This window comes from Jeotgalibaca porci, from assembly GCF_011299095.1.
In the GTDB taxonomy this organism is placed as follows: domain Bacteria; phylum Bacillota; class Bacilli; order Lactobacillales; family Aerococcaceae; genus Jeotgalibaca; species Jeotgalibaca porci.
The window spans coordinates 791,716-815,479 of the sequence record NZ_CP049889.1 but is presented as its reverse complement, the minus strand read 5'-3'; the positions used below and the strand labels follow the sequence as shown (position 1 = coordinate 815,479).

Genomic DNA, 23,764 nt, shown 5'->3' with positions numbered 1-23,764 from the left:
AAACATATTTTCATTAGAACTATATACCTGCCGAAACCTGTAATATGATGTAAAATAAGAGCAGATAGTACGCAAATGGATTAAGAAATGAGGAATGTACGATGGAGAAAGAAACGATTCGCGAAACGCTACGTGTTCGCTTTGAAGAAAATAAACATCGCCACGAAGGATTGAACTGGGAGGACGTTCTAGAACGTTTGGATGCGAATCCTAACGCAATCAAAGTCTTAATCGCAATGGAAGCAACGGGTGGTGAACCGGACATTGTGGGCACTACATTTACTTTTGTCGACTGTTCAAAAGAAACGCCGTCTGGTCGCCGCAGTGTTTGCTACGACCGAGAAGCGTGGGAAAAACGCAAAAAAAATAAACCTGAAACAGATGCAATGACGCTGGCTACGGAGATCGGCATTGAGATGCTGACCGAAGCAGAGTACCGGGATTTACAAACGTATGAAGAATTTGATTTGAAAACTTCCAGTTGGGTGAAAACACCTGCAAACATCCGCAGCAAAGGTGGCGCGATTTTCTGCGACCGTCGCTACGACACGGTTTTTACCTATCACAATGGGGTGGATTCGTATTACAGTGCTCGTGGGTTTAGAGGGAAAGTAACTATTTAATCCGAAAAGGAGTTTAAAGGATGGTATTTGACTTCAAAAAGGAATATAAGGATTTGTATCAAGCAAAAAAATCCCGACCATCGTTTCTGTACCTGAAATTCCGTACATCGCTGTGCATGGAAAAGGAGATCCAAATGCGGAAAATGGCGAGTATGCGGAAGCAATTACGCTGTCATATGCTATTGCATACACCATTCGCATGAGTCACAAAAATGGCGGCGCAATCCCGGGATATTTCGAATATGTTGTACTGCCACTTGAGGGATTGTGGTGGTTGGCGGACGGATCTGCGGACATGAATTACACAGCAAAAGACCGTCTCGCGTGGGTTTCACTCATTCGTTTGTCGGATTTTGTAACGCAGGAAGTGTTCGAATGGGCAAAAGAAACGGTTGCTCAGAAAAAGAAACGTGCTGTTTCGAAGGCAGAAATGTTGGTTCTGACAGAAAGGCTGACAGCGCAAATTTTGCATCGTGGTCCCTATGACGATGAACCGGCAACAGTCGAAGTGTTGCATACCTATTTAGAGACCACAGACTATGAACTTGATTTGAGTGCAATTCGCCATCCAATTAAGAAAAGGGGTAATAGATTATGAATCAATTTGATGAATTTTTAAATGGAATCGAAAACCCGGAAAACCGTGATAAACTCGCGCAAATCCTAAAAGGGGTCCACCAAGAGTTTCCGCAGTTAGAGCCGATTGTAAAATGGAACCAGCCGATGTTCTCCGATCATGGGACATACATTATTGGGTTCAGTGTTTCGAAAAAACACATTGCTGTTTCGCCGGAAGTGGCGGGTATAAAACGCTTTAGTGAACAAATTAAAAAAGCAGGCTACAGTCACACCGATAATATTTTCCGGATTAGCTGGGACGAGCCAGTTGTATTTGAATTGCTGAAAGAAATCATTGCATTCAATATTGTCGATAAGACTGATGCGACAAAGTTTTGGCGGTAAATTGACAAGCCGCGTGTAAAGGAATAAAATGGATGTGACGGGAATGAATGTCTCCCATGGCGCAAGCCAGAACCGCTTATATATTCTAAGCTGATGACTTCTACGATTAAACATCGTAGGGATTATCAGCTTTTTTTTGGCTTATTCTTGCGATAAAAGGAGATTGGATAAAATGTTATTTTCATTGGCAGTTATTTTCTTAGTAGGGAGCTTGCTTGGGAAAATATTTGAAGTATTCGGGCTGCCGCGTTTAATCGGCATGTTGCTGACGGGGATTGTGCTAGGTCCGTATGTAGGAAATGTCATTACCGGTTCATTGTTGAGTATTTCGGCGGATTTGCGACAAATCGCCTTGATTATTATTTTAACGCGTGCAGGATTAAGCCTGAATCTAAATGATTTGAAACAAGTCGGGCGGCCAGCGTTGCTGTTGTGCTTTGTTCCCGCAACTTTGGAAATACTCGGGACAATTTTGTTGGCACCCCGGTTATTGGGCTTCAACATTTTACAAGCAGCGGTTTTGGGAACGATCATTGCGGCGGTATCGCCTGCAGTCGTGGTTCCGAAAATGCTTGGGTTGATGCAAAAAGGATATGGCGTGAAAAAGAGCATTCCGCAAATGGTGTTGGCCGGCGCTTCTGTTGATGATGTCTACGTAATCGTTCTGTTCACCGCGTTTACGAGCTTGGCAATGGGTGGCAGCGTGCGCCCGATTGCTATTCTAACCGTTCCCATTGCAATCGGGACGGGTATTCTTGTAGGCGCGTTATGTGGCTTATTGCTCACAAAGTTATTTTCGCGTTTGCACATGCGCGACACAACAAAAGTAGGCATTCTTTTGTCGGTTGCGTTTTTGCTGGTCAGTTTGGAACAGGTATTGGAAGGGACTGTCGGGTTCTCGGGATTATTGGCCGTCATGGCATTGGGCGTTGTGCTCCAACAACGCATGCCGAAAGTTTCCAATCGCCTTTCCCGCAAATTTTCGAAAATGTGGGTCGGAGCTGAGGTGCTTTTATTTGTACTCGTTGGTGCAACGGTCAATATATCCTACGCGACAAAAGCGGGGCTCGCAGCTATTTTGCTAATTGGAGGCGCGCTGGTTTTCCGAGTGGCCGGCGTTTTTATCAGCCTATGGAAAACAGAACTCACACGCGATGAAAGAGTATTTACCGCGATTGCGTATATGCCAAAAGCCACCGTGCAAGCCGCAATCGGGGGGATTCCGTTGGCGATGGGCATCCCGGGTGGCGAAATTATGCTGACTGTTGCCGTCATTGCGATTTTAGTGACTGCTCCAGTCGGTGCCATCCTAATCGATTCTACGCACAAAAGACTACTGGCAAAATCCGAGTAGCTTCCAATTCATGAATGATTCAGGAACTGGGAAATAACTCCTGCCCTTTTTTATTTGCGAATAATTGTCGCACAAACATGCTCAAAAAGGCAGAAACGGCGTCACTTCCCGGAGAATGCGCGATGGCTTGCAGCCATCTTACGCTTTTCCAGTCCAGTGAGCCGTTTCTGAACGCCTTTTTTCGCACTCTATTTTTGTTCATCCATAATTTATTACTCGCCATTTCCGGCACAATTCCACGCAAACTTGACCACCGTCAATTTTTCTAAACGGAACGCGTCCTATAATAGAGTTAACAAAAGAAAAGGGAGCGATTCTATTATGTCAAAAGCAACAATCCAACTAGAAGCATTGGGCTGTCCGTCATGTATGCAAAAAATTGAAAATGCGGTAAAAAGTTTGAATGGTGTGGATCAGGATTCCGTTAAAGTGATGTTCAACTCCAGCAAAGTTAAAACCGATTTCGATGAAGCGACTCTAAAAATCGAAGAGATCGAAAGTGCGATTGAAAACTTGGGGTACCCAGTTATTAAATCAAAAGTGAAAACTGCATAAACCAGGAGGGACCGAAATGACAACAGTTAATGACTATATCAACACGAACCATGAAAAACTAGACCTCTACACCACAGCAATCACACGTGCGCACGGAAAAAATCATCCCGAAGCCTTTGATGTGCGTGAATTATATACACAAGTTGAAGTAAAGGTAAAAGCAGCCGGAGCTGACAAACCCAATCTCGATTCCGAATTTGAAAAGTTACGCGAAGTAACCAACAACTATACCATCCCGAAAGATGTCTGCGGCACATACGAAGCCGTTTATAAATCCCTGGAAGAAGCCGATAAACTTTATTCTGCTTAACACAACCAATTAGCGTGTAATGACACTGTAAGCAGTTACATTAAAGGAGGAATAGCGATGCCGACAAACAAAACACCGCAAGAAAAATATGAAGAAGAGTTGAAGCAGGAAGAGCATGACCATCTCCACAAACCAACAGCAGCTGCCATGACGAATCATATTTTGGCCAATATTCATACAATGCATGTGAAGTTGCATCAATATCACTGGTATGTAAAAGGACCACATTTCTTTGCGCTCCACGAAAAGTTTGAAGATCTTTACGACGAAAATGAGGAATGGTTCGATAAGCTGGCTGAAGTGTTACTGGCGAACGGGCACAAACCCATTTCCACAACCGAAAAATACTTAAAATACAGCTCCTTGAAAGAAGACGGCGCGGACAAATATCTTTCCGCAGAGCGTATGGTTGAAAATCTGGTCGATGACTACCGGGTCACACTTGATTTGACGACTCATACTATTAATATGGCCGGAGAAGCAGGGCAGTTTGTACTCGAAGACACCTTAATTGGTTACAAAGACGCAATCGATAAAAATATTTGGATGCTTCAAGCGTTTTTGGGCAAAGAAACCCACGAAGGCGATCCCGCATTTGAAACCGACGAAGACGACGAATAAAAAAGCTTCGGAATGATTAAACCCATTCCGAAGCTTTTCTGTATTTAAATAGTCAAATCCAACTCTGGTCCAAATGGCACAATTCCATTCGGATTAATCGTTTTGTGACTGCGGTAATAGTGTTCTTTAATATGCTTGAAGTCAACCGTTTCCGCCACACCTGGGTAGTTATACAATTCTTTCGTATAACGCCACAAGTTCGGATAATCCGTCAAATTACGGATGTTACATTTGAAATGGCCGTAATAGACACTGTCGAAACGAATCAAGGTTGTAAATAAACGCCAGTCTGCTTCCGTTATTTTGTCGCCAACCAAGTAAGGCTGTTCCGCCAATAAAGCTTCCAGCTCATCCAAGGTTGTGAAAACATTTTTGACTTCTTCTTCATAAACAGCTTGGTCAGTTGCAAAACCGGATTTATACACACCGTTATTCACATTGTCATATACTTTTTTGTTAATTGCATCAATCTCCGGCAGCAACTCTTCCGGAGAGTAATCACCTGGTAAAGCACCAATCTCGTCGAAGGCTGTGTTTAACATGCGCATAATTTCTGAAGACTCATTATTAACGATTTTCTTCGTTTGTTTGTCGTACAATACCGGAACCGTTACACGTCCGGAATAATGAGGATCTGCATGCGTGTACACTTGATGCATATAATCCGCATCCAAGATTGGGTCAGCCACAACCCCTTCGTCCGGTTCAAACGTCCAACCATTTTCGACCATTAAAGGGTTCACGATGGATACGGAAATCATATCCTTTAACCCTTTAATGCTACGCATAATCATGACCCGGCTCGCCCAAGGACATGCCAAGGAAATATATAGATGATACCGGCCAGCTTCTGCTTTAAAACCTGCTTCACCCGTCGGACCTGCGCTACCATCCGGTGTAATCCAACTGCGAAATTGCGAATCTTTTCGAACAAAACGACCACCCGTGCTCTTTGTGTCATACCATCGATCGTGCCATTGACCATCAACTAATAATCCCATCTATCTCTTCCTCTCAGTTCTTTGATATAATCATTATAACAAACTATTTCAAAATGGAGGTATCTTATGAATCGCACGATTACCATTACCGGCGTTGGCCAAGCCAGCGTGAAACCCGATCAGATTGTTATTACTTTGGCACTTGAAACCATCGATACTGACTATGAAAAAACGATGCAACTAGCGGCGACTGCCATTACTGCTATGAATGAAGCTGTTCACTCGATTGGATTTGGCGAAAAAGATCTAAAAACGACTCATTTCCATATCGATACCCACTATGAAAATTATCGTGACAAAAACAATGATTACAAAAGGCGCTTCGTCGGCTACAAATGTCAACATAACTTAAAATTGGCCTTCGCTTATGATACGGCGCACCTTTCTAAAGTTCTAACCGCTCTTGCAAAAACAAAAATTTATCCAGAAATAACGATTGCGTTCACAGTCAAAGATCAAACAGCTGTCAGTGAACAACTTTTACTTTATGCAACTGAGAACGCCCGTCAGAAAGCAACTATTTTAGCACGCGCAGCGGGAGCCGAGTTGGGAGAGCTGTTAACGATTGACTACAGTTGGAAAGATATTTATTTTCATTCGCCTACACATTATCAACGTGACAGCCGGGTAATGATGGAAGCTGCTATGCCCGAAATAGAACCTGAAGACATCACGGTTCAAGATTCAGTATCATTTGTATGGGGGATAAGATGAGTAAAAGTGAATGTGCGGTATTTACAAATATGTGTATGCTTTTTGATGATGCGGGTCGCATACTCGTTCAAGATCGAAAATCGAAAGATTGGCCAGGCTTGACCTTTCCGGGTGGAAAAGTTGAGAAGAACGAATCGTTTGTCGCCTCTGTTATTCGGGAAGTAAAAGAAGAAACGGGTCTGACAATCATGAATCCCCACTTGTGTGGAATCAAACAGTTTCAAGATGAGAAAGATGCGCGTTATGTCGTTTTATTTTATCAAGCGACGGCTTACACGGGAGAACTAGAAAGTTCAGACGAAGGCGAAGTGTTTTGGATTAATCGCGAAGACTTAAACAACTATCAACTTGCGGAAGATTTTGAAGGCATGCTAGAAGTGTTTGAATCAGAGCAGATGAGTGAGTTTTATTATCGTGAAGATGGGACTTTTGAGTTGTATTGAAACTTGAAAACAGTGGTATAATAAATCTAATAAAAATAAAGTAGGTGACTTCATTTGGAATTAAAATTTTCTGAATACGAATACAAGCGTCCGGATTATACGACGTACAAAGCTGAGGCGACTGAAGCAATCGAACAGTTGAAGAATGCTGAAGATGCGGACATCGCAGTGGCGGCGGTCATGTTGATGAATGGATTACTGAACGAAACGGACAAGCAAGCGAACTTGGCTTACATTCGTCACTCCATCAATACAAAAGACGCATTCTATCAAGCAGAGCAAGAATATTGGGATGAGTATGGTCCGTTGTTTACGGAAATTAATACATTGTACTACCACGCGCTTTTAAAAACACCTTACCGGATGGAACTCGAGCAAGTTTTGCCAAAGCAATACTTCAAAATGGCAGAGTACGAATTGAAGGCATTCAGCCCGGAAGTCATTGAACTATTACAAAAAGAAAATGAATTAGCTAGCGCTTATGATAAATTAATTGCCGGTGCCCAAATCGAATTTGATGGTAAAACGTTGAATCTATCTGGCTTGGGGCCTTACCAACAATCCACAGATCGCAGTGTGCGTAAAGCGGCATCCGAAGCGTACTTCTCATTCTTTGAGGAAAACGAAGCAAAAATCGATGACATTTACGACCAACTGGTAAAATTGCGTGATGAGATTGCCAAGAAATTAGGCTTTAAAGATTTTGTTGAACTGGGTTATATTCGTATGCAACGCTACGATTACAACCGCGAAATGGTTCAAACCTACCGTGAAAACGTGTTGAATGATGTTGTTCCGGTTGCTCAAAAGTTGTATGAGCGCCAAGCGAAGCGCATCGGTGTTTCACATATGAATTATTACGATTTGAACTTGGAATTCCTTGATGGCAACGCAACGCCAAAGGGAGACGAAGCCTATATCATGGAAATGGGTAAAAAGATGTACCATGAACTTTCCAAAGAAACAGGGACATTTATCGATTACATGTATGACCGTGACTTGCTGGATTTGGAAACAAAAGACGGCAAACAAAGTGGGGGTTATTGTACGTTTATTCCTGGCTATGATTCACCGTTTATTTTCGCAAACTTTAACGGTACAAGTGGAGACATTGATGTGTTAACACACGAAGCGGGCCATGCGTTCCAAGTTTTCCAATCACGTTGGATTAAACAACCGGAACTTGTTTTCCCAACAAGCGAAAGTGCTGAAATTCACTCGATGAGTATGGAGTTCTTTACCTATCCTTGGATGGAACTATTTTTCAAAGAAGAAACAGAGAAATATAAATTCAGCCACTTAGGTGGTGCGTTGCAATTCTTGCCATACGGTGTTTTGGTGGATCACTTCCAACATGAAGTATACGAAAATCCAGAAATGACTCCGGCAGAGCGTAAAGCAACTTGGCGCAAACTTGAAAAAATGTATAACCCGCAAAAAGATTACTCTGAGAATGCATTTTTGGAACAAGGAACATTGTGGTACCGTCAAGGTCACATTTTCGATACGCCTTTCTACTATATCGATTACACATTGGCGCAAGTATTGGCCTTCCAATTCTGGAAACGTGCAATTATTGATAAAGACGAAAATGCTTGGGAAGATTACTTGGCAATTTGTGAGGTCGGCGGAACGAAGAGCTTCCTTGAACTCGTAAAATTAGCGAACTTAAAATCCCCATTTGAAGAAGGCTCATTAACAGACGTCATCAAAGCCATTGACGCAGAACTTTCTGCTGTGGATGATAGTAATTTATAAGCACTTGATACAAAAAGCAACTTACTCCGGTGAGTTGCTTTTTGTTTTAGCTTGGAAGTGTGCAATGAATTGGTACTCATTCCCCAGTTTGGTATGGAAGTGTGCAATGAAGTGGTAATCATTTCCCAATTCGGTTCGAAAAGACTTAAGCCCCTACTCCGAAGTCCTATTAGAACATGATTTTTGATAATTAATAGATTTAGCGTACAATGGATAGTAGAGTTTTCAAATCAAAAGAGAAGGAATGTGTATAGATAAATGTCGGAAGGTATAAGGAATAAGTTTAAGTTTAAGAATCCCATTAACATCGCGATTATGAATATCGCGTGGCCGGTTTTAATCGAGTTAATATTGAGTTCGGTATTTGGGATGATTGACATGATGATGCTCGGGAATATTACGGATACGAATTACGCGGCTGCGGCAGTAGCTTCGGTCGGTGTCACGAATCAGCCGCTCTTTCTCGGATTATCGGTGGTCCAAGCGCTCAATGTGGGTGGAACGGCGATTATTGCCCGGTATTTCGGAGCCGGAAAAAAGGATCAGATGGAAAATGTGACGAAACATGTTCTGATCATCAGTATGAGTTTAGCGCTGCCGCTTGCGATTCTCGCATTCATCTATGCCAATGACATCATGGCTTTCATGGGGGCTGAACCAGCGACTATTGCGATTGGTGAAAAATATTTCCGAATTATTTGTGTGAGTTACTTGTTCCAATCGTTCAACTTTGCGGTTACCGGGTCACTTCGTGGTATTGGAGAAACGAAAGTCCCAATGAATATTAACATTCGCGTAAACTTTATGAACGTAATTGGAAATGCGGTATTAATTTATGGATTGTTTGGCTTTCCGGAATTACGGATTGCTGGGGCTGCCATTTCGACAACTTTAGCCAACTTCACCGCCAGCATTTTAATGGTTCGTTATTTAATGTCAGGGAAAAGTGATTTACGTTTCTCATTCAAGAACAAGTTCAATTTCTCGAAACGGACATTGAAAAACTTGGTAACAATCGGCTTGCCGTCTGCGATTGAGCAGCTCGTCATGCGAACCGGAATCATCCTGTTCGTTCAGGTTGTATCGGGATTAGGAACAGTCGTTTTTGCGGCACACCAAATTGGTATGAGCATCTTATCCTTATCTTTCGTTATCGGCCAAGCGTTCGGTATTTCGGCGTCCGCCTTAGTTGGTAAAGCGTTGGGGGCAAAGCAACCCGATGACGCGGAAAAATATGCCCATAACAGCTCGATGATGGGGAGTACCAGTGGCGTGATAGTGGGAATTATTATGTTCTTATTTGCCGAAATGCTCGTGGGACTCTATTCGGGTGATTCCGCCATTATTGAAAGTGCGTCCGCTGCTTTACGTGTTGCAGCTTTAATCCAACCATTCCAAGCGAACCAGTTAATTGTGGCGGGCTCGTTACGCGGAGCGGGGGATACGCGTTTCCCATTAGTTTCGACATTTATCGGCGTACTCGGCATCCGTGTCGTTCTGGCAAACATCTTTGTCCGTTTCTTCGGATTAGGTCTAATCGGAGCATGGCTAGCCATTGCGATTGACCAATTCGTAAGGTGGATTTTAATTCGTCTGCGCTTCCGTTCTGGAAAATGGAAGACCATTAATTTAGCTTAAAAGAGTAAAAAAGGCGTTCAGTCCCGTTTACACTTCATGAATCAAACATTTGTGAAGCGTTTCGGGACGAAGCGTCTTTTTTCGCCCTTATTTCCCAAAATCAACCAAAAACAGGCCAAAATTTTCCAAAGAAAAAAATGGTTTCCGGGATTTTTTGCTTATCTATATGTAGAGACAAAAAATCGGGAGGGAATGCCATGAATAATTATAAGAAGAGTCGGATAAGAGAATCACTGATGCACCGTGTAGAATTGACCCAAGAGAACTTTGCGTTTTTTCAGATTGCACCGAATGATTTGTTACAGGAAACGATTTTACCAAGTTATGATTTTCATATTTTGAGGCCGGGAGTTGTCTGCCAAGAGTGTTATTCTTTCAATACGTACGTTGAAGCACAGACCACTTTTTGTGAAAGTTGCGGTGGGATTGAAGACGCAGAAGAAACAATCAAACGGCACAGTGAGGAATTTCTGTTGCTCTTTCCTGAGGTTCCGTTGACCACTGCACGCATTTATCAGTGGTGTGACGGTTCGTTTTCGAAGCAGCGGATTTATAGGGTTCTTCGAAAGAACTATCTGAAAGTAGGGAAGACCAAGGCCGTGCAATACCAGTAAGATATTGTATAATGGACGAAAAAGGAGGACGCGCAGATGAAAGGAGAATTGCTTTTGATTCGCCATGGCAAGGCGGGAAGCGCCGAGCCAAACAAAAATGACTTTTATCGTCCGTTGACAGAAAAGGGCCGAGCAGAATTTACGACTTTTTTGCAAACCATCCAATCACAAATTGCTACAGAAGGGTTGGAAGTTTGGACCAGTCCTTTGACACGTGCAAAGCAGACAGCCGCGCTTTTCACTACAGAACTGGAACTCCCAACGTATGCTGAAAAGGTGTTTCTAGCCGACGGGAATCTAGAAGCGTGTTTGAACGCGTTGAAAATGAAACCTAACTTTCGGGTAGCATGTGTGGGTCATGAACCGTTTATGAGTATGTGGGTCCATGAATTAACCGGTGTGCGCACCCCGTTTCACAAAGGCGCAATGATGCGTATTGTCTTCGACGGGGCTGATGTGAAATTAGACTGGAAACAATCGCCTAAAAGCTAAGGCTAGTAGACAAGTTAGACGAGGAGGAAAAGGATGTATTTTACGACCATGGATTCACCAATCGGCATGTATTTAATCGGTGCAAGTGAACGCGGAATTACGTATGTGGATCGGTTTAAAGAGGGAGACACCATCCCGGAAATGAATGAGTCACCACTTTTAATCGAAGCAAAGAAGCAGTTAGAAGCCTATTTTTCCGGAGCATCGAAAGACTTCGATTTACCACTGGATACTGCGGGCACGCCATTTCAAGAATCTGTTTGGGAAGCACTACGAGCCATTCCCTATGGCCAAACAGTTTCGTATAAAGATATCGCTGTGGCTGTCAACAATCCCAAAGCAGTGCGTGCAGTCGGCGGCGCCAATAATCGTAATCCCATTTCGATTATCACACCGTGCCACCGCGTTATTGGAATAAGCGGCAAATTAGTCGGTTATGGTGGCGGAATGGATGCGAAAGAATACTTGCTGAAGTTGGAACGCGAAAATAGTTAAATGAACGTAAAAAAGAGGCCAGGGAAAAATCCCGGGCCTCTTTCGTGTGAGGTAACAAAAACCAACGATTTTTATTACATCTACCATTATAACCAAAATATCAGTAAGAACCAAATTCTTTTTCAAGTTTCCGTTGAAGAACCTCATATCCTGAACAAATACCCCAATAAATCAAGGCAACCATAATATAAACAGTCATATAGTCGTTTTCCCGGCCACCAACAATTTTGGCATTTTGGAAAATATCCGGTACGGTTATCATTGCTGCCAACGAAGAACTCTTAACCAAATCAAGAATGACATTCGACAGTGGGGGACCGCAATCCGTAGAGCTTGCGGCACAATGATTTTCCATAAAACTTTTTGTCGTGATAGTCCAAGCGACATGGCCGCTTCCCACTGTCCTTTATCGATTGCATTTAGCGCGGAACGAATAATTTCCGCGATGTAGGCAGCTGAACTCAACGTAAAGCCAATAACCGCAGCCGTCACCGCATTAAAATAAACACCGATAAACGGGAAGCCAAAATAGAGAATAAACAGCAAAACCAGAGTCGGGGTTCCACGCATAAATGAAATATAAATAGTCGCCAAGCGGCTTAAAATCTTATTTTCAGAAATGCGCATGAGGGATAAAATAAACCCCCATACTAACCCCAATAAAAAGCCTAATCCGGAAATTAATAACGTATAACCAATACCAGACAAAACGTAGCCAAAATTCTCAATTGCTAATTCAATATTGAAAATATATTCCCATTTTATCTCCGAAATATTCATCGCCTAGTCCTCAGGTTCGAATACTGGTAATTCATCCACGTTTTCTAAAGGTTCAGTAACATCCTCGCCACCGAAGAATTCTGCAGAAAGTTCGCTCAATACGCCTTCTTCACGTAACTCCGCCAAAGCTTCGTCAACTTTTTCTTTTACCGAGTTATCATCATTACTTAATACAATCGCTTGCTCAGATGGATTGTATTTTAAATCGTGCATTTTAACACCTAGGTCAGCAAAGAATTGAACAGCTGTATTTGAAATGTAGTAGTCATTTGGAATGAAATCCGTACGGCCGCTTGCAACATCACGGAAGAAAATATCATTTGTCGCGTTATCGTAAGTAACTGGTTCTGCGCCTAATGAACGAGCGATTCCCATGTAAGTAGTCGTCGCGCCACCAGCAGCTTTTTTGCCATCCCAATCTTCAAATGATTCGATCCCGGAGTTGTCGCTTGCACGGACAACCAAGCCACCAAAGGAATATTTATACGGCTCAGAGAAAAGGTAATCTTCTTTACGAGCATCTGTGATATCGAAGCCGTTTGCTGCCATATCGGCTTGCCCACTTTGTACAGATGTCAAAATACCATCGACACCCATTTCCATAAACTCAACGTCAACATCCAATTTTTCACCGATTGCTTTCATGATTTCAACTTCATATCCGGTTAAGACATTGTCGTCACCGTAGTATGAACTTGGAAATAAAGTGCCAGATGTTGCAACAGTTATTTTTCCTTTTTCTTCAATAGCATCCCACGCAGTTTCTTCACTATCTCCTACTGTATTTCCCCCACAAGCTGCCAATACTAGCGCAGATAAAGCCGTAACCAAACCAAATTTCATTTTCAAATCTGTTCGCTCCTTTATGCTTAATTAATACTAAACTAACATTTAATGAGAAATAATGCAACAGTTTATAACCCTGTTCTATAGGTTAACGTATAGCTCAAAAAAACTGCTCTCAAAATGAGAACAGTTCCGAAGTCTATTCATGTGGACTACTTGATGTAAATGCCGCGAACATTCTGCGCGTCGACACTGAACATAATTCCAGAATCGCTATCTTGAAACTGAATGTTACGCGTTAGTTCCTCTTCGATTTGATTAGCCGCTTGTTTATCAACCAAGTTAATCACAATATCTTTTTCAGAATTTATTTCAATTCCGAAAACGCGTGTAACTGTTTCGGCAAACGCACCGTAAGCCGGGATAATCGTCCCGCCGGCGCCACCACCCTGACGAACAACTTCAACGACTGTATCACCATCCCCTTCAGGGACAATCGTCACGAACATTTCATGTGTCGGATCTGAAACCGGATCTGTGTCATGAAGATCACTAAGTTGATTATGTGTTCCCACAACAGTAGAAAGAGGCGTTGAGAAAATAATCCCGCGATTCGGCTCCTCTAAATGAAACGTATCGGTAATGTGATTGATTGTTAAGACAGTATGTTTTCGTTGACTGACCATCAATAAAACTTCTTTACGAATCTCAGAAAGTCCTAATTTTCGTAACAGACTGCTGTTCACTGTACCATGCGCCAGTGAAATCGTTCCACCAGTGATGCCAATTTTTTTAGCCTCAGCTAAAACGCGGCTGGCTTTGCCAAGGTTTACAATGACAACGATGAGGTCATAATAGGTTTGATTTGTCATACTAGATACCTTCCTTTTTGGAACGCTGTTGATAAATTGCTCCCAGTAATTGTAACGAAAGAATTGGCATCATTGCAACCATTGCAATCATCCCGAATCCATCTAAAAGAACATTTGAATGCGGTGTAATATCGGCCACACCTTGAATAAAGGCCAAAATAAATGTTGCCGTCATCGGTCCGGACGCGACACCTCCTGCATCGAACGCCATTCCGACGAATAAATTCGGAACGCGGAATGCCAAGACAAGGGCGATAATATAACCGGGAACCAAATAATGCCATAATAAAATTTCCGGGACTAAAACGCGAACAACTGATAAAAGAACGGCCAAGCCCACACCAACGGATAAGAAGACAAGGACGACACTCCGTTTAACCGAACCGTTTGTCACGTCTTCAATTTGATGGGTGAGCACGTAAACGGCTGGTTCTGCCAAAATAACCACAAGCCCCAACAGCAGCCCAATGAATAACACCGGCCATTTGCTATCCATGCCTGCAATCGTCATGCCTAATTGACGGCCGACATTTAGAAATCCTGCGTTTACGCCGGTTAAGAAGAGTACCAGGCCGACATATAAGTAAAGTAATCCCAACATCGCGCGTTTAAAGTCGGCTGTTTGCATTTTACGTTTTGCAACGAAAAGGTTGTAACAAACAAAAATAATTAAGATGGGGGCAATAGATAGGACGGTTTCGAGTGCCATATGCGGCAATGTATCCGTGAATGGAACCACCCAAGAAGTGTAGGCGCCGACGTCGACGGATAAGGTGCCCGTAATCCCACTATCACCGGTAAACAGGCCGAGAATCAATACGCTCAAAATAGCTCCACTCGATGCGACGCCAACAAGGCCGAAACTGTCGATTTCTGCTGACTTTGAATCGTGATTCAGAGAGGCTACACCCGTAGCTAAGGCCAACATAAAAGGAACCGTTAAGGCACCGGTTGTCGATCCGGATGCATCGAATGCTATTGCGAATAAGTCGTTTGAACTGAATATAGCTAATAAAAAGATTAAAGTATAGATGACGAAGAAGATATTTCGTAGAGGATAGCGGTAAACAATGCGAAACAAGCCGATTGTCATCATAAATGCAATTCCCACTGAAACAACGACGAGTAAAACAGTACTGGGGATAGCCCCATCCGTGACTTCACTGACTTGATTTGCTAAAATAATTAAGTCAGGTTCTGCGATTGAGATGAAAAACCCAAGAATCAATCCCATCACCAAAACAAGTTTTAGGCTGTTGCTTCGAGCGATTTCTTTTCCAAGATAATTCCCAATCGAGGTAATTCCAATATCCACTCCGAATAAGAAAACGGCGAGCCCCATAATAATTAGTAAAGCACCAAACAAAAAGCGGGAAAACTCTATTCCCGGCAGAGGCGCGATGGTAAAATGGAGAATAATGACGAGAATTGTGATCGGCAAAACCGATTGCAAAACTTCTTTTAGTTTGTCGATAAATACTTCCATATCCTAGCTCCTTTCGGTTTATATTCCGATATTTAACAAAATTTTTAGATAGTTGTAGTATATCATAATAAAGCCCTATTTCGAAGGAGGAACGCGCAATGAATAATAAAAAAACCCTCATTAATACAGCACTATTAACAGCAGGAACCGCCGCGTATTTGTATGTGCAAAATACGAAGTTTCAAGTGAGTCGGTATGCGGTACCGATTAAGAAACTAGCTCCCGAAAATGAAGGGCTGAAGATTGCCCATCTTTCTGATTTACATTTCCCCTATACTAAAATTAATTTGGACGCTTTGATTAAAACGTTGAAGAAAGAGCAACCGGATTTAATTTTCCTAAGTGGGGACCAGATGGATGCGGCTGAACCAGAGCGGACAGCAGAAGCGCATGCCTTCCTAAAACGTCTCCCGGATATTGCTCCAACATATGCGGTTGAAGGAAATCATGACAATAAAGTCAAAAATCACACGCATATCTATCAAGGAACCGGCGTAACTTATTTAGATAACACCGCTTATTCCGTGATGTTGTCCGGACGAAAACCGGTTGTTGTGATGGGTGTTCCTGAACCGTCACCATTTGGAAAAGTTCAAAAAGATTTCTTGGCGAAAATGACTATTCGTCCGGACTGGGCCGGTCAAACCCGCCTGTTATTGGCGCATCGTCCGGAACTATTTAAGAAGTACCACGCCGACGCTAGTAAAGCCCCAGATGTTGTTTTTTCCGGCCACGCGCACGGCGGCCAAATTCGCATTCCGGGTATCGGCGGTTTATTCGCACCGGGGCAGGGACGTCTGCCGAAATATACAGCAGGTGTATGGGCGTTGGAAACAGATCCGACCAAACATTTGGTCATCAGCCGCGGTCTTGGACCATCACATTTCCCATTCCGAATCAATAATCGCCCGGAACTCATTATCGCAACCTTGGAAAACCACTCGTGAGAGTGGTTTTTTAGTTTCATACCATGTGTCGGCAAAAGTGACTTAAAATTGTTCAACCTTTGCCGACCGAATGTGCTCCGTCGGCAAAGGTCGGTCGAAAAGGCGTGACTTATGCACGCCTAGACTCAAAAGAGTGCAAAGGTCGGTCGAAAAGGCGTGACTTATGCACACCTAGACTCAAAAGAGTGCAAAGGTCGGTCGAAAAGGCGTGACTTATGCACGCCTAGACTCAAAAGAGTGCAAAGGTCGGTCGAAAAGGCATGACTTATGCACGCTTAGGCTTGAAAAGGTGCAAAGGTCGAGCAAGAAAGGACGACCTGTGCACTAACGCCCAAACTATCCCCGCACAAACAGGTAAACGCTTTCTTTATTTCAACTTCAAAGGTAGAATAAAGAAAACGATTGAAAGGGTGTAGCATATGGTTAAGCAACAAATAACGGAACGGCTGCCTTTGAATGACGGGTATACGATTCCGATTATTGGTTTTGGGACGTCGGGAATTGCCAATCGTGACGCTGAAGAAGTTGTATTTAACGCTATTATGAAAGGGTACCGCCTTATCGATACTGCAAAAATATATGACAACGAAGAAGGGGTCGGACGGGGGATTCAAAAAGCAATCAACGCGGGAATTTCTCGAAATGAACTTTTCATCGTGTCGAAAGTTTGGAAATCAGATATGGGCTTCGAACAGGCGACGGAAGCTTTCAATCAAACGTATGAGCGTCTAGGATTGGATTATGTCGATCTCTATTTGATTCACTGGCCGAGTTCGGAAGAAGGCGTCAATTTGGCGACTTGGCGCGCTTTGGAAGAAATTCAAGCTTCAGGTCGTGTGAACAGTATTGGTGTTTCAAACTTCAATCGCGGGGAATTAGCTGAAATTATTAAAGAAGGAAAAGTTCGCCCGGCGGTAAACCAAATCCCGGTTAACCCGGATAATATGAATGCAGATTTGGATGCATACAACGACCAGAATAATATTGTGACGATGGGCTATAGTCCGCTCGGCGCGGGAAAAGTGAATAGCGATAAAAAATTAGCCGGTATTGGAAATAAACACGACAAAACATCGGCGCAAATTGCATTAAAATGGTGCTTGGAACGTGGCGTGGTGCCGATTCCAAAGACGAGTCACGATGAACGTATGGTCGAAAATTTAGATCTTTTCGATTTCTCACTGACAGACGAAGAAATTGATATCATCAATAACATCGACAAAAAAACCAATACGCGCAAACCTAGCGATAAAAATCAAAACAAGCGTCATGGATCAAGACGCTAAAACAACACCTACCCAGACAAAGTAGAAGGAGGAGCTGCGTTTTCGCGGTTGCTTTACACGCTCCTCTTTTCTGTTTTAGTATCGAAAGCCTTCAAAGTATAGTAAAATAGAACTACTACCGATTTGAATGGAGGAGTTCGATGTTAGCTGTAGGTTTTATAGGAACGAGTATGATTTCCCACGAGTTTGCCAAGGCATTAAGTCTGACAGAGGGGTATAAGCTGAAAGCCGTTTATAGCCGCGTGTTATCGAAAGCAGAGGATTTTGGTAAAGCATACGGAGTGGATATGTTTTTCGATGACTTGGAAGCATTTATGGCGAGTCCAGAGTTGGATGTCATTTATATTGCCTCCCCAAATAGTCTGCATTTCGATCAAGCTATGCTTGCTATGGCGAATAAAAAGCACGTCATCGTTGAAAAACCAGCTTTTTCGAACTTGAAAGAATGGGACGCAGCCAATAAAGCCGCGGACGAAAATGGCGTTCTATTGTTCGAGGCTGCCCGTCACCTTCACGATCCGAATTTCCATATCATAAAAAATGAAATTACGAAACTTGAAAAAGTCGACAATGCCATTCTTTATTATGGGAAATATTCCAGTCGTTATGACCAAGTTGTTGCCGGCGAAGAGCCGAATATTTTCTCACCACGATTCTCTGGCGGGGCGTTGATGGACTTGGGAGTCTATACACTGTACGCAGCGCTTGCTTGGTTTGGAGAGCCCGAATCAGCAACCTATAACGCGCGTAAAATTGCAACCAACGTCGACGGTTCGGGAACGATTTTATTCCGTTATCCCACTTTCGATGTGACAATGCATATTTCTAAAAACTATAATTTGCATGCGCCGTCCGAAGTTCATAGCGGAAAGCAAACCTTAATTTTGGATGAATTGACCGGAACGACCGAAATCATCCTGGAAAATACCGGAACGGGCGAGACTTTCAATTTGGCAAAGAAACCATCCGCACATTTGATGTTGGATGAAGCCTTGGCCTTCCACAAAGAAATAGTACACACTACTGAAAAATATGAAGAATGGCGCCAATTGAGCCGTCAAGTCGCATATTGGTCAGAAAAATTACGTAAAAATGCAGGGATTACTTTTACCGCAGATGAATGAAAGAGGAATAAATTATGATGATTGAAAAAATGAACCCCAGTTTCCAAAGACACTGGCGGTCCATGCGCTTCCAGCTCCCAACACCCATCCAGGAACGTTCGTTTGAACCGCTCCTAGCTGGTGAAGATATTGTTGGATTATCACCGACAGGAACGGGAAAAACGTTAGCGTACGCTTTACCACTTTTAGAAAAAATAAAAACGTCGAGCGAATTGCAACTAGTCGTTTTGACACCATCTCAAGAACTGGGCGTCCAAGTTGGGCGAGTTCTAGAAGAGTGGGCATCCTTGCGCGATGTGAAAGTACAAACGCTAATCGGCGGCGCCAGCGTAAAACGTCAAATCGAAAATTTAAAATTAAAACCAGAAGTTGTAGTCGGAACGCCAGGCCGTATGTTAGAACTAGCGAACCAACGTAAATTAAAACTCCACACGGTTAAAACGGTAGTCTTGGATGAAGCGGACTACTTATTACAACCCGAGCACATGGATAACTTGCGTGAATTCATCAAAAAAATGCCAGGACAAAGACAAATGGCATTCTATTCCGCAACGGATAGCGAAAACTTACGTGAAGTGTCGCGTTGGTTCAATACACAACCGGCTATTATTGATACAGCCGATGCAAGTACCGATCAAACTGAGCACGGCTATGTACTGGCGGATAACCGCAAACGCGCAGAAGTACTGCGTCGTTTGGGAAATGTGAAGGGCATGCAGGCCCTTGTCTTTGTGAACTCTGTACAAGAACTGGATTACCTCGCTGAGAAAATGCAGTTTGAAAACGTGAAAGTACGCATGCTTCATAGCGATTATGGTACAAGTCAACGTAAAGATGCTTTAGAGGCCTTCAAGAAAGGCGAGGCGGTCTTCCTATTGACTACCGATGTATCAACACGTGGAATTGATATTCCCGATTTACCATATGTCATCAACTATGATTTGCCGCTTTCTCAAGAAGTGTATCAACACCGTTCCGGACGTACCGGCCGCATGGGCAAAGAGGGCCGCGTTTTATCATTAGTAAATGAACGCGGAATTCGTGACCTGCGTAAGCTGGGTCCGCGTCCAAGCGAAACGACCGAATGGTTTATTTTCAAAGGGCAGTTGGTGGATGAACGTCCCGAAACAGTTCCAGATGCGCCACAGCCAAAGATGAAAGAAAAAGTGAAGAAGGAAAAAGGCGTAAGGCAAGAAACGAATCGGACACCTCTTCCGGAAGCACCTAAAAAAGCGAAGAAGAAAAACCGTACCCGTTCCCAAAAGAACAAGGGCGCACGCCGTCCAAAAACAGAAGAATAATGCACAAAAGCGACTCCACTTGGGGTCGCTTTTTTCGCCATAAAATCGTATACTAAAAACATTAGTAAATACTTTACCTAGGAGGGGATAGTCATCGCAACCTTAAAGGATATAGCGGAATTAGCCAACGTTTCAACGGCGACCGTTTCACGTGTTTTAAATGAAGACGAAACATTATCAGTCGGGGATGAAACCCGTCAAAAAATATGGCAGATTGCTGAAAGTCTGGACTATAAAAAAGCCGTCCGGAAACTTCCCAACCGTAAAATTTTACTTATCCATTGGTACAGCCAGCAGGAAGAACTGGATGACATCTATTACCAAGCGATTCGTCTGGCGATGGAAGAACATGGCAAAAAGAAAAATTTAGTTATCACAACCCTTTATCAACAGATTCCGACTGAACTCGAAGAAGATATTGCGGGTATTTGTGCCATCGGTAAGTTTAGTGACGGCCAAGTGACACAACTTAAAAAATTTGAGAAGCCGTTAGTCTTTATCGATTCAAATCAAATGAGCAATCAAGCCGACAGTGTGACGGTTGATTTTAATTACGCTATTCAACAAGTAATGGCAGAAGCTGCAAAATACAAGACGATTGGTTTTCTCGGTGGAAAAGAAACAACACAGGATCAGAAGCAAGTACTGGATGATCCGCGCGAATTACTATTTCAAGCAGCGCTTATGCAAAGTGGCAAGTATAACGAAGCAGCCTTTTACACCGGTAGTTTTTCCACAGCATCTGGACAAGCACTGATGAACCAAGCAATTTCGGAACATGGGGATAACTTACCAACATTTTTCTTCTGTGCCAACGATGCCATCGCGATTGGCGCGATGCGGAGTTTGCAAGACGCGAATATTCAAGTACCGGAGCGGGTTAGCCTGATTGGATTCAATGACAGCAACGTTGCCCGTTATGTTTATCCCGCCTTATCCACTATTCAAGTAGATACAGAGGCTCTCGGCAGCATCGGTTTGAATTTACTGGTCGAACGCATGGAAGGAAATGTGGGGATAACCCAGAATATCTCAATTGCGACGCGGTTAATAAAACGCGAATCAACGAAGAAATAGTAGAGGGGCCGGGAAAGAACTCCCGGCCCCTCTACTATTAACGAATAACTTTGGTGTAAACGTGCTCAAAAAGGCAGATCCGACGTCCACTTCACAAATAATGCGCGGATGGCCTGTGTCCATCCTGTGCTTATTCGTTCCAGTGATTCGGATCTAAACGCCTTTTTTCCCACTCTATCTAATTTATCCACAGAACTTAACGACAACGGCTGCCATTGCTTTTGCAGATATTAACAAGCTGTCTTCGTTAATTTCGAATTTTGGATGGTGGTGTGGATACCACTCACCATTTGCCGGCATTGCACCGACGTAGAAGAATGTACCTGGTACTTCTTTTAAGTAGTAAGCAAAGTCTTCTGAAGGTGGTTGCGGCGCTGTTTCCAAAATCTCAGCGAAATCCGCTGCTTCCAACGCTTCTTGTACCAATCCTGTCACTTCAGGATCGTTATACAAGACAGGGTAGTCGTTTGCGTATTCCAACTCACTCTTAACTTTGAATGACGTTTCCAAACCTTCCGCAAATTGACGAACTTGCTCTTCAACGATTGTCCGACTTTCATCAGACATCGTACGCACGTCTCCTTCAAGCGTAACAGAATCTTTAATAACGTTAAATGAACCTTTTCCGTCAAATGAACCAATCGTTACAACTGCTGTATCAAATGGGTTAATGTGGCGGCTAACGATTGTTTGAACATTCATAACAAATGAACTTGCTGCAACAATCGCATCATTCGCTGTATGTGGAGAGGAACCATGTCCACCTTTACCTTGCACTTTCAACTTGAAATAAGAACGGCCAGTTTGCGTATTTCCCGCGCGGTAGAAGACTTTACCTGTTTCCATATTGGACATGACGTGAATACCAAAGATATGGTCAACGCCTTCAAGAGCACCGGCTTTAATCATACCCAATGCGCCACCTGGTGGGACTTCTTCAGCAGGTTGATGCAGCACGCGAATCGTACCTTTCAACTCACTTTTCAGTTCCGCCAACGTTTCCGCCAAAATAAGCATATAAGCAGTGTGTCCATCATGACCACAAGCATGCATCACGCCTGGATTCGTCGATTTGAATGCGACATCTGTTTCCTCAGTAATTGGCAACGCGTCAAAATCGGCACGAATCGCAATCGTCTTACCAGGTTGGGCACCCTTAATCGTTACCACTACACCATGGCCGCCGCCGTAATTCGTTTCAACTTTATCCACAGGAACATCCTTGTAGAAGTCAGCAATGTATTGCGCTGTTTTTTCTTCTTCAAATGACAATTCTGGATGCGCGTGTAAATAACGACGCATCTCAATAATCCGTCCTTCTTTCTCCTCCAGCTTCTGTGTCAAAATATCCAGTAAACTCATTCACTCATCCCCTTAATTTTATAAACTTTTCGGACCAGGTGTCGAAACTAACATTTCGAAGTTTCCATCCAACCTGACATCCGCAATGCCGTTCGGTAAAACGAAATGCATCCCCTTCATTATAGCATATGAATCGCCCGCAACTTCCAACACGCCTTCGCCTTCCAAAACACTTACCAAAGTATAAGCAGCTGTTTGTCTATAAGTGAAAGATTCAGTAATATCCCATTTGTAGACATTGAAGTAGTCGCTCTCGATGAACGTTGTAACCATACCGTCAACTTTGAAATGATTGACTGCATCCACATGTGGAAAAGCCGTTACATCAATCGATTCTTGAATGTGCAAATCACGCTTTTGGCCGTTTTGCTCCACGCGGTCAAAGTCATACACACGGTAAGTCGTATTACTGCTTTGTTGCGTTTCCAGTATTGTGATTCCCGCGCCAATCGCATGAATCGTTCCACTCGGCACAAAGAAAAAATCGCCGCGTTTAACCGGTACATAGCGTAATAAATCGCTCCATTTACCTTCTTGAACCATTTCCGCAAATTCTTCTTTGGAAAGGGCATTGTGACCGTAAATGATCTCGGCACCTTCATCTGCATCGATGATGTACCAGCATTCCGTCTTGCCGAGTTCACCTTCGTGTTCCATTCCATATGCATCATCTGGATGCACTTGAACCGACAAAGCGTCCGCCGCGTCAATAATTTTCGTCAAAAGTGGAAAAACAGGGGAGCTCGGATTTCCAAAAAGCTCTGGATGCGCTTGGTACAACTCATCCAAGCCCATACCGGCAAAGGTACCAATTGCAATTTTTCCAATACCATCCGGATGGGCACTGATTGCCCAGCACTCGCCCGTGTGATCACTTGGGATAGAATAACCGTAAATATCGCGAAGTTTCGTACCACCCCACATTTTTTCTTGAAGCACAGGTTGCATAAATAAAGGTTGTATCATGAAGGTCCTCCTCATACTGAATTACTAACTCTACTTTACCAGATTTTTATTGGCAAATACATATCCTTGCATCCTCACATTTAATTCCTTATAATAATTGTAACAAAACCCTGTCAAGCACAGGACTAAACCTATTTACGCCCAATTGGACAGGGGAGGTAAATAGGTTTTTTGGGTTAAAAATGGTATAATTTAC

Annotated in this window: 25 protein-coding genes, 2 pseudogenes and 1 riboswitch; of the genes and pseudogenes, 20 read left to right on the top strand and 7 right to left on the bottom strand. The window is 43.2% G+C overall.

Annotated elements, in window-relative coordinates; all coding sequences use genetic code 11:
* Nucleotides 1-101: 101 nt before the first annotated feature.
* The 7 genes from G7058_RS04190 (at nt 102) to G7058_RS04160 (ending at nt 4,426) form a co-directional block, all read left to right on the top strand.
* Entirely contained in the window at nt 102-623 is a 522-nt protein-coding gene (locus G7058_RS04190; RefSeq protein WP_166062379.1) for a DUF4256 domain-containing protein, read from the top strand.
* 112 nt (nt 624-735) lie between these two features.
* A complete protein-coding gene (locus G7058_RS04185; protein ID WP_166062378.1) occupies nt 736-1,221 on the top strand; it encodes a GyrI-like domain-containing protein in 486 nt (161 codons plus the stop codon).
* Nucleotides 1,218-1,586 carry an iron chaperone gene (locus G7058_RS04180; RefSeq protein WP_166062377.1) on the top strand — a complete coding sequence of 123 codons (369 nt, stop codon included), beginning with the start codon at nt 1,218-1,220 and terminating at the stop codon, nt 1,584-1,586. Before G7058_RS04185 ends, G7058_RS04180 begins: the two co-directional genes overlap by 4 nt.
* A gap of 30 nt (nt 1,587-1,616) precedes the next feature.
* Nucleotides 1,617-1,696, top strand: a riboswitch (Fluoride riboswitch).
* Between the two features lie 62 nt (nt 1,697-1,758).
* Nucleotides 1,759-2,940: a cation:proton antiporter gene (locus G7058_RS04175; protein ID WP_166062376.1), complete on the top strand. Its 1,182-nt coding sequence runs from the start codon at nt 1,759-1,761 to the stop codon at nt 2,938-2,940.
* 321 nt (nt 2,941-3,261) lie between these two features.
* Nucleotides 3,262-3,495, top strand: coding sequence for a heavy-metal-associated domain-containing protein (locus G7058_RS04170; RefSeq protein WP_166062375.1), 234 nt, complete (start codon nt 3,262-3,264; stop codon nt 3,493-3,495).
* Nucleotides 3,496-3,511: 16 nt separating this feature from the next.
* Complete coding sequence (locus G7058_RS04165; protein WP_166062374.1) at nt 3,512-3,805, top strand: iron-sulfur cluster repair di-iron protein, ric; 294 nt, start codon at nt 3,512-3,514, stop codon at nt 3,803-3,805.
* Nucleotides 3,806-3,862: 57 nt separating this feature from the next.
* Entirely contained in the window at nt 3,863-4,426 is a 564-nt protein-coding gene (locus G7058_RS04160) for a Dps family protein (RefSeq protein ID WP_166062373.1), read from the top strand.
* A 44-nt stretch (nt 4,427-4,470) separates the two neighbouring features.
* On the opposite strand, the gene G7058_RS04155 is transcribed toward G7058_RS04160, so the two are convergent.
* The gene (locus G7058_RS04155) at nt 4,471-5,427 is read right to left on the bottom strand and encodes a glutathione S-transferase family protein (RefSeq protein WP_166062372.1); all 957 of its coding nucleotides are present in this window, start codon (nt 5,425-5,427) and stop codon (nt 4,471-4,473) included.
* 66 nt (nt 5,428-5,493) lie between these two features.
* Here G7058_RS04155 and G7058_RS04150 point away from each other — a divergent pair, with 66 nt between their 5' ends.
* From G7058_RS04150 to G7058_RS04120, 7 genes are all read left to right on the top strand, one after another.
* Nucleotides 5,494-6,141, top strand: a complete 648-nt coding sequence (locus tag G7058_RS04150; RefSeq protein WP_166062371.1) for an SIMPL domain-containing protein — start codon at nt 5,494-5,496, stop codon at nt 6,139-6,141.
* Complete coding sequence (locus tag G7058_RS04145; protein ID WP_166062369.1) at nt 6,138-6,584, top strand: 8-oxo-dGTP diphosphatase; 447 nt, start codon at nt 6,138-6,140, stop codon at nt 6,582-6,584. The genes G7058_RS04150 and G7058_RS04145 overlap by 4 nt, the downstream gene beginning before the upstream one ends.
* A gap of 54 nt (nt 6,585-6,638) precedes the next feature.
* Nucleotides 6,639-8,342 (top strand): M3 family oligoendopeptidase, encoded by a 1,704-nt coding sequence (locus G7058_RS04140; RefSeq protein ID WP_166062368.1) that lies wholly within the window; start codon nt 6,639-6,641, stop codon nt 8,340-8,342.
* Between the two features lie 258 nt (nt 8,343-8,600).
* The gene (locus G7058_RS04135) at nt 8,601-9,980 is read left to right on the top strand and encodes an MATE family efflux transporter (protein ID WP_166062367.1); all 1,380 of its coding nucleotides are present in this window, start codon (nt 8,601-8,603) and stop codon (nt 9,978-9,980) included.
* Nucleotides 9,981-10,177: 197 nt separating this feature from the next.
* The gene (locus tag G7058_RS04130; protein WP_166062366.1) at nt 10,178-10,594 is read left to right on the top strand and encodes a hypothetical protein; all 417 of its coding nucleotides are present in this window, start codon (nt 10,178-10,180) and stop codon (nt 10,592-10,594) included.
* 36 nt (nt 10,595-10,630) lie between these two features.
* Complete coding sequence (locus G7058_RS04125) at nt 10,631-11,086, top strand: SixA phosphatase family protein (protein ID WP_166062365.1); 456 nt, start codon at nt 10,631-10,633, stop codon at nt 11,084-11,086.
* A gap of 33 nt (nt 11,087-11,119) precedes the next feature.
* Nucleotides 11,120-11,581: a methylated-DNA--[protein]-cysteine S-methyltransferase gene (locus G7058_RS04120; protein WP_166062364.1), complete on the top strand. Its 462-nt coding sequence runs from the start codon at nt 11,120-11,122 to the stop codon at nt 11,579-11,581.
* Nucleotides 11,582-11,681: 100 nt separating this feature from the next.
* Here the strand turns inward: G7058_RS04120 and G7058_RS04115 are convergent.
* The 4 genes and pseudogenes from G7058_RS04115 to G7058_RS04100 form a co-directional block, all read right to left on the bottom strand.
* Nucleotides 11,682-12,361: pseudogene (locus G7058_RS04115) on the bottom strand (amino acid ABC transporter permease).
* Nucleotides 12,362-12,364: 3 nt separating this feature from the next.
* Nucleotides 12,365-13,204 (bottom strand): transporter substrate-binding domain-containing protein, encoded by an 840-nt coding sequence (locus G7058_RS04110; RefSeq protein ID WP_166063703.1) that lies wholly within the window; start codon nt 13,202-13,204, stop codon nt 12,365-12,367.
* Between the two features lie 155 nt (nt 13,205-13,359).
* Entirely contained in the window at nt 13,360-14,019 is a 660-nt protein-coding gene (locus G7058_RS04105) for a hypothetical protein (protein WP_166062363.1), read from the bottom strand.
* A gap of 1 nt (nt 14,020) precedes the next feature.
* Entirely contained in the window at nt 14,021-15,505 is a 1,485-nt protein-coding gene (locus tag G7058_RS04100; RefSeq protein WP_166062362.1) for a DUF1538 domain-containing protein, read from the bottom strand.
* A gap of 98 nt (nt 15,506-15,603) precedes the next feature.
* Here G7058_RS04100 and G7058_RS04095 point away from each other — a divergent pair, with 98 nt between their 5' ends.
* The 6 genes and pseudogenes from G7058_RS04095 to G7058_RS04070 all read left to right on the top strand — a co-directional run bounded on the left by G7058_RS04095 (nt 15,604) and on the right by G7058_RS04070 (nt 21,240).
* A complete protein-coding gene (locus G7058_RS04095; protein WP_166062361.1) occupies nt 15,604-16,452 on the top strand; it encodes a metallophosphoesterase in 849 nt (282 codons plus the stop codon).
* 419 nt (nt 16,453-16,871) lie between these two features.
* On the top strand, nt 16,872-17,738 hold the full coding sequence (locus tag G7058_RS04090) for an aldo/keto reductase (RefSeq protein WP_166062360.1): 867 nt from the start codon (nt 16,872-16,874) through the stop codon (nt 17,736-17,738).
* A 140-nt stretch (nt 17,739-17,878) separates the two neighbouring features.
* On the top strand, nt 17,879-18,862 hold the full coding sequence (locus G7058_RS04085) for a Gfo/Idh/MocA family protein (protein ID WP_166062359.1): 984 nt from the start codon (nt 17,879-17,881) through the stop codon (nt 18,860-18,862).
* A 14-nt stretch (nt 18,863-18,876) separates the two neighbouring features.
* Nucleotides 18,877-20,163, top strand: a complete 1,287-nt coding sequence (locus G7058_RS04080) for a DEAD/DEAH box helicase (RefSeq protein ID WP_166062358.1) — start codon at nt 18,877-18,879, stop codon at nt 20,161-20,163.
* Between the two features lie 87 nt (nt 20,164-20,250).
* A pseudogene (locus G7058_RS12050) lies at nt 20,251-20,340 on the top strand (LacI family DNA-binding transcriptional regulator); the annotation flags it as partial.
* Between the two features lie 162 nt (nt 20,341-20,502).
* Nucleotides 20,503-21,240: a substrate-binding domain-containing protein gene (locus G7058_RS04070; protein WP_166062357.1), complete on the top strand. Its 738-nt coding sequence runs from the start codon at nt 20,503-20,505 to the stop codon at nt 21,238-21,240.
* Nucleotides 21,241-21,423: 183 nt separating this feature from the next.
* On the opposite strand, the gene G7058_RS04065 is transcribed toward G7058_RS04070, so the two are convergent.
* Both G7058_RS04065 and manA read right to left on the bottom strand, forming a co-directional pair.
* The gene (locus tag G7058_RS04065) at nt 21,424-22,602 is read right to left on the bottom strand and encodes a M20 family metallopeptidase (RefSeq protein ID WP_166062356.1); all 1,179 of its coding nucleotides are present in this window, start codon (nt 22,600-22,602) and stop codon (nt 21,424-21,426) included.
* Nucleotides 22,603-22,620: 18 nt separating this feature from the next.
* Nucleotides 22,621-23,568, bottom strand: coding sequence for a mannose-6-phosphate isomerase, class I (gene manA / locus G7058_RS04060; protein ID WP_166062354.1), 948 nt, complete (start codon nt 23,566-23,568; stop codon nt 22,621-22,623).
* Nucleotides 23,569-23,764 lie beyond the last annotated feature (196 nt).